Genomic DNA, 5,988 nt, shown 5'->3' on the forward strand with positions numbered 1-5,988 from the left:
ATCGTTGATCTTTTGCATCCAACGACTATAGCCTCTCGGATAATAACTTTCCACATATATCTGTTTCATTACAAAGACTCCCGGTTATCACCTCCCCGGGAGTCCAATATGTATCTGAACTTTTGCAAATGGTTTCTTCACGTATTAGAAACAACAATTATCACCTTATTTTTCCAGGCACAAGATGGGCAACGATCCAAAATGGAAAACGGCCAGTTTATGGGTTAAACTATTACTATCACGGATTTTTCTGAATATTAATATGGCTTTACAAGAAATAGCATGACTACAGAAGATAAGATACTTGCTAAAGCTGGTGAACTGTTCGATGTATGCGGGGCAACCCTTCAAGCTGACGGACGAACATTACTTATTCTAGGACTGGAATCTACACCCGAGCGTAATCTGGACGAATTTGGACACAAATCCGGCCATTTTGTCATGTATGGTTTCAGCGCCCATATCGCTCCAAAATTGGAAGCGTTGGTAAATTACATTCACAAGAAAGGGTTTTCCGCAGAACCAGCAGGTCGCTATGGATATCCATTGGAAGGTGAAGCCAATCTTAAAAACGAAGCAATTCGCGCCGGGCTCGGAAAAAGAGGGAAAAACACGATAGTGCTTCATCCCAAATACGGTCACCGGCTTCGTTTCATAGGTATCTATACATCTGCAGCTCTTGTTGATAAAACTAAAACTCCCTCACATAATGAAAGTGAAAATCCAATTTGCCGCAACTGCTCAATTTGCATAGATAGTTGCCCGATAAAAGCCCTCGAGCCCTACCGTATGGCCAAACCCAACGAATGCCTTTCCAACATTTCACCACATACTACCAATGGGCATTCTGTTCTCTGTGACAAGTGCCTCATCCTTTGTCCAGCTGGTAAAAAGGTCAGAAGAACCAGAAAAGCACCTGTGCAAAAAACAGACAAGCTGAATTCCGTCAATAAAACCAATAAGTCCGGTTTACAAAGTTAAAGCAGATGCAAGAAAAGCTGCCCTCATGCTAAAATAGCTAAATCAAACACCGCGGGGAGGGATGTCCGAGCGGTCTATGGTGACGGTCTTGAAAACCGTTGTTCCCGCAAGGGAACCGTGGGTTCGAATCCCACTCCCTCCGCCATCATTTTCCCTCAAGCCATACTTCATTCAGCGCAACTCCTCCAAGAGGATTCGGATTATACCCATGAACATATGGTTTTACCAGTATCATTTCGGTTCCAAATGAAATAGGTATCAAGGCGGCATCTTCCATGAGAACAGCTTCGGCCTGCTGGTATAGTTCTATACTGGATATCGAATCTTGCTCTTCCCCCGCAGTAGCTATTAAAGCATCGAAATGGCTGTTGTGGTATTCCCCAATGTTAGAGACAGAACTACTTCCGAAAAGCACCTCAAGAAAGTTTTGAGGGTGTGGGTAATCAGCCACCCAGCCGAAGTAGAATAATTCATCTTTTTCTGCCATGAGGTTGTAATAATACTCGTTAGGCTCGATTTGCCTCACAATAACTTCAATTCCCATGTTTTCTTCCCACTGGTATACAATCGCCTGCAGCTCATTGGGTATAAAGCCCCCGTAACCTCCTGTTGTGAGAGTAATGGCAGGCAGGTTATCTACAGAGCCGTAGCTTGACATGGAAATAATGTCTTGGGCCGCATCTGGATCAAAACCTGTCCCTGCAATTGTCTGGCTGTACCCTGGAATACCCGGGGGGATCACACTGCCGGCAACCACTCCAGAGCCACGATAAACCAATCCAACTACCCTGTCCATATCTATTGCCATAGCAAAAGCCTTACGTATCAATGGATCGTCAAACGGAGCTTCGTTAACATTAAAGCCTATATATGTCAGGCTGGGTACCGGTATCGTAACAAGCTCGTCAAAGAACTCATTCTTTTCATCGGTAACTTTATCGACGTAGTCTTCCCCAATCTCGGCTACGTCTATTTGCCCGGTTTCATAAAGATCCATCACGGTACCAGCCCATAAGTGGTACACCACTCGCCCCAGATCGGCTACCTTGCCATAATACCGGTCGTATCTTACCAGTTCCAGCCGATTGCCCTGTTTCCACTCCTCAAGCTTGAAAGGCCCCGTGCCGTTAACACCGGATCGCCACCAGCTACTGCCGACAGCTGTTTCGGTATCAACTACAAAAGCCGTGGGGTAAGCCAGTTTGTAGAGAAAATAACTCCGCGGTTCCTCAAGGATAATTTCGAGAGTGTACTTATCAACCACCCGCACTCCGGAAATTTCTTCAGCTTCACCATCAATAACCTGACGTGCACCCAGAATATCACCAAGATACAGTGGTGCAGTCTGAGAACCGATTTCAGGGCTGCAGGCACGCTCCCATGAAGCTTTAAAATCATCAGCTGTTAATTGTTTACCATCGTGAAACAACACATCCTGTCGCAGATAAAAGGTATATGTAGTGCCATCATCACTTACTTCCCAGTGATCTGCGATATCTCCTGATACCTGAAGATCATTATCCAGCCTTACCAGCCCGGAAAACATCTGAATGATATACTGATGCGAAGTGTTGTCCCCACTCAAAGCCGGGTCAAGAGTATATGGATCAACTCCATACAGGTTGAGAGTATCTGCCGTGGTTGTTTTTCTGCCATTGTCACAGGAAACAGCCGTCAGCCCACTGGACAGCACCATAACAGCTGTTATTAAAAGCGGAAGCGTTTTCATACTGGCTGCTTCTTGTTTTGTATGATAAATACTGCTGCCATGGTTACCAATCCACATACCACAAACCCCAGATACAGGGGCATCAGACTCGCAGTCTGTAAAGAATAAATATCGTATCTCTCTTTTACCCAGGCTTGCCAGGCATCATCAAGTGTATCAATATCAAAACCATATGTATCCAAAAATGCCTGGTCATAATCTGCCCCCTGACTAAATTTATCTAACAGACCGGCCATTTTTTCCCGGCCATATTCCTTGATTAAATATTCCACCAGGCTATAACTCTGGGCATATGACAGATATGTTGTATCTGCGTTAGCCGAAAACGGACTGGCCAAACTCTGAACAGATATTAAATCCCCATTCAACACAGCCCTTCTTAAATAAGACTCGGAATATTCATCCATTTCCCCTTCAGCGTACATGGATATCCCCTCATTGAGCCACACTGGAATCGAATTATAGGGATTATTCGTCATCTGATGGGTGACAATGTGTGCCAGTTCATGAACCATGGCCTGTTTGCCCCAATCCAGGTTTGAAGGCGAAATGCCAATAGCAACTACGCCGTACCCGGTAAAAGCAAGACCCCCTGCCCATTCTTGCACGTACAACATAGCCCCCTGTAGTTCGGCCGAGCTGCCATATATGTAGATATTAACCGGGCGAACGAGATGGGCATCCATATCTGCTTCAAGCTGGCTTAAGGCAGCTTGGGCAGCTTGCATCAGCTCGAGAGCAAACGCTTTTTCTCCCCTGTACCAAAAAAGAGAAAGGTTATCTTGAGTAATTTCCTGCCACTGGTATCTATGATCGGTAAAGACCACCTGCTGCACTTGAGTAACCAGAGAGCCTCCATTCTCTTTAGCAATCTTCCACCAGTACTCCACCACTGTACCCGGTGGAAGATTGCCCGTTTTAGACATATCCCACACCCATCTCGCAGACAGCCTATCATCAGTAAAACCGGCTACTCCTTCGCATATCACATCAACAAAACTATCTCTCTCAACGCGATAGTTGAGCCTTATATCAGTTATTTGAGCCTGGCTTTCCAGATCAATCGTGAAAATAATGGAATTGGGATATACGACCACCGCCCGGCTGTTTACTACCCCCGTTTTTACCTGAGCATGGGCAGGCAGCGACGGCAACGCCGCCAGCACCATCACAAGTGCGATGATGAGTACGGCTGATCTTTTAAACCTCACTCTCATAGCCAGACCTGAGATATGCGGTAATCAATTCATCCAGGTCTCCTTCTAACACTGCTTCGGGATTATTTACCTGGAAATCTATGCGATGATCTTTGACCATTTTATAAGGATGCAGGATATAGCTCCTGATCTGGTTACCCCAGGCAGCCGATATTGTCTCACCTTTAATGCGTTCGATCTCCTCCTGACGGCGTGCGATTTCCAGCTTTAGCAGGCGTGCTTTTAAAATTCGAAAAGCTGTTTCTTTGTTTACATGTTGAGAACGCTCGCTCTGGCAGGAAACCACAATACCCGTAGGAAGATGGGTAACCCGCACCGCCGAACTGACTTTTTGCATATTCTGCCCACCCGGACCGGAAGAACGAAATGTGTCGATCCTTAGATCATCGGGGTTCAGAGTGATATCGATATCACCCTCTTCAGCTTCGGGGAGCACTTCAACCAGGGCAAAAGACGTATGTCGACCATGGTCAAAATCAAAGGGGGAGAGGCGCACCAGACGATGTACTCCATGCTCCGCCTTCAGATAACCATAAGCCAGACTGCCATTGATTTCAAGAGTAGCGCTTTTTATCCCGGCTTCATCTCCTGGTGATATATCCAGCACTCCCGCTTTGTACCCTTTTTTCTCTGCCCAGCGCAGATACATACGCATCAGCATCTCGGCCCAATCTTGTGATTCAGTGCCACCTGCTCCTGCATGCAGGTAAAGAACTGCTGAATGCCGGTCGTAAACACCAGAAAAAGAAAGTTCAAATTCCAACTTTAATACTTGTTCTTCAACCGCTTCAAGCTCGCAAATCAACTCTTCTTCCAAAGAAGAATGGATATCGGCTTCAAAAGACAGCAATTCTTCGATGTCCTGAAGCTGTTTTACCAACCCGTCTATCCTGGCCACATCTTCTCTTGCGGTAGCCAGTCGCTGCATGACTTTTCTGGCGTTTTGCGTATCTTGCCAAAAATTGGCTTCAACGGAAGCCTTTTCAAGAAGGACTATCTGTTTTCTCTTGTTATCCGAGTCAAAGCCGCACCCCTGCTTGCGCAACACGTTCTTTAAGTTCAGCGAGTTTATCAGCTAATTCTGACACCTGATTTACGCACTCCTTGTATTTCTTTGCTATTATTCGTTACAATCGGTAAACCACCAGCAGCCATATGAGCTTGCCTTATGGGTGCTGGCAATCGATACTTCCAGCAGATACTAAGTATCCATTTTTCCGCACTTTCCAGGCTAATCCTGTTCCCTATTGAAATAAAAACCGGACGTACATCTTGTCGGGTACGCAAGACTGTCCCAATTACTTCGTCTCTATCAATAAGACAGGATTTGCTGCCTTTCATTGTATCCGGTTCCGAGTATTTACCGCAAAGCCGTGATTTGGCGCAACCAATCGCCGGTATATCCAGATATAATCCAAGGTGACAAGCGATTCCCATCCGTCGCGGATGAGCTAATCCATGCCCGTCCACAATTATCAGATCAGGATAATTCTGCAGACACTGTATAGCCTTAATAATAAGCGGTATTTCGCGAAAGGACAATAAGCCTGGAATATAGGGAAAAGTTACCTTGCCGCACTCTCTGGAAACCTCTACAACATTCAAACCGGGGTATTCAAGTATTACAACCGCTGCTATTCCGATATCTCCTTTCGATGGAAACGATACGTCTACTCCAGCAATGTACCGAGCGCTGTCTACTGTCCCAGTTTTAACCACCCGGGAAGCTAATTCTTTTTGGATAGCTATAGCCTCGGAGGGAGATATTGACCCAAATGGATCATTCATCCTTAACACAATCGAATTATATCCAGCCGGAATAGTCCAATCAACCAAATTGAAGCACTTATATATTGCGCACTATTTTATTAATAATTTACTCTCATCATTCCGTTAATAATTCCAACGTTTTGAAGCTGTATTATGTTAATCAGTATGCAAAAGTTCAGATACATATTGGACTCCCGGGGAGGTGATATCCGGGAGTCTTTTTAATGAAACAGATATATGTGGAAAGTTATTACCCGAGAGGCTATAGTCGTTGGATGCAAAAGATCAACG

General features: G+C 45.3%; 6 protein-coding genes and 1 tRNA gene. 3 read left to right on the top strand and 4 right to left on the bottom strand.

Going from position 1 to position 5,988, the window contains the following annotated elements:
• The 3 genes from PHX29_06795 to PHX29_06805 form a co-directional block, all read left to right on the top strand.
• Positions 1 to 228 (top strand): hypothetical protein (locus PHX29_06795; GenBank protein MDD5605591.1); only part of this gene is annotated, 228 nt, incomplete at its 5' end.
• A gap of 54 nt (positions 229 to 282) precedes the next feature.
• Positions 283 to 981, top strand: coding sequence for a hypothetical protein (locus PHX29_06800; GenBank protein ID MDD5605592.1), 699 nt, complete (start codon positions 283 to 285; stop codon positions 979 to 981).
• Positions 982 to 1,036: 55 nt separating this feature from the next.
• Positions 1,037 to 1,126: transfer RNA gene (locus tag PHX29_06805), tRNA-Ser, on the top strand.
• On the opposite strand, the gene PHX29_06810 is transcribed toward PHX29_06805, so the two are convergent.
• The 4 genes from PHX29_06810 to nfi form a co-directional block, all read right to left on the bottom strand.
• Entirely contained in the window at positions 1,127 to 2,767 is a 1,641-nt protein-coding gene (locus tag PHX29_06810; protein MDD5605593.1) for a peptide ABC transporter substrate-binding protein, read from the bottom strand. It lies immediately after the preceding tRNA gene.
• Positions 2,707 to 3,927: a peptidase MA family metallohydrolase gene (locus PHX29_06815; GenBank protein MDD5605594.1), complete on the bottom strand. Its 1,221-nt coding sequence runs from the start codon at positions 3,925 to 3,927 to the stop codon at positions 2,707 to 2,709. The genes PHX29_06810 and PHX29_06815 overlap by 61 nt, the downstream gene beginning before the upstream one ends.
• A protein-coding gene (gene prfB / locus PHX29_06820) for a peptide chain release factor 2 (protein MDD5605595.1) occupies positions 3,911 to 5,015 on the bottom strand; the annotation gives its coding sequence in 2 pieces (ribosomal slippage) (positions 3,911 to 4,948 and positions 4,950 to 5,015; 1,104 coding nt in all). Before prfB ends, PHX29_06815 begins: the two co-directional genes overlap by 17 nt.
• Positions 4,999 to 5,715, bottom strand: a complete 717-nt coding sequence (gene nfi, locus PHX29_06825) for a deoxyribonuclease V (protein MDD5605596.1) — start codon at positions 5,713 to 5,715, stop codon at positions 4,999 to 5,001. The genes prfB and nfi overlap by 17 nt, the downstream gene beginning before the upstream one ends.
• Between the last annotated feature and the right edge of the window lie 273 nt (positions 5,716 to 5,988).

The organism is Dehalococcoidales bacterium, from assembly GCA_028717385.1.
Classification (GTDB): Bacteria; Chloroflexota; Dehalococcoidia; order Dehalococcoidales; family CSSed11-197; genus CSSed11-197.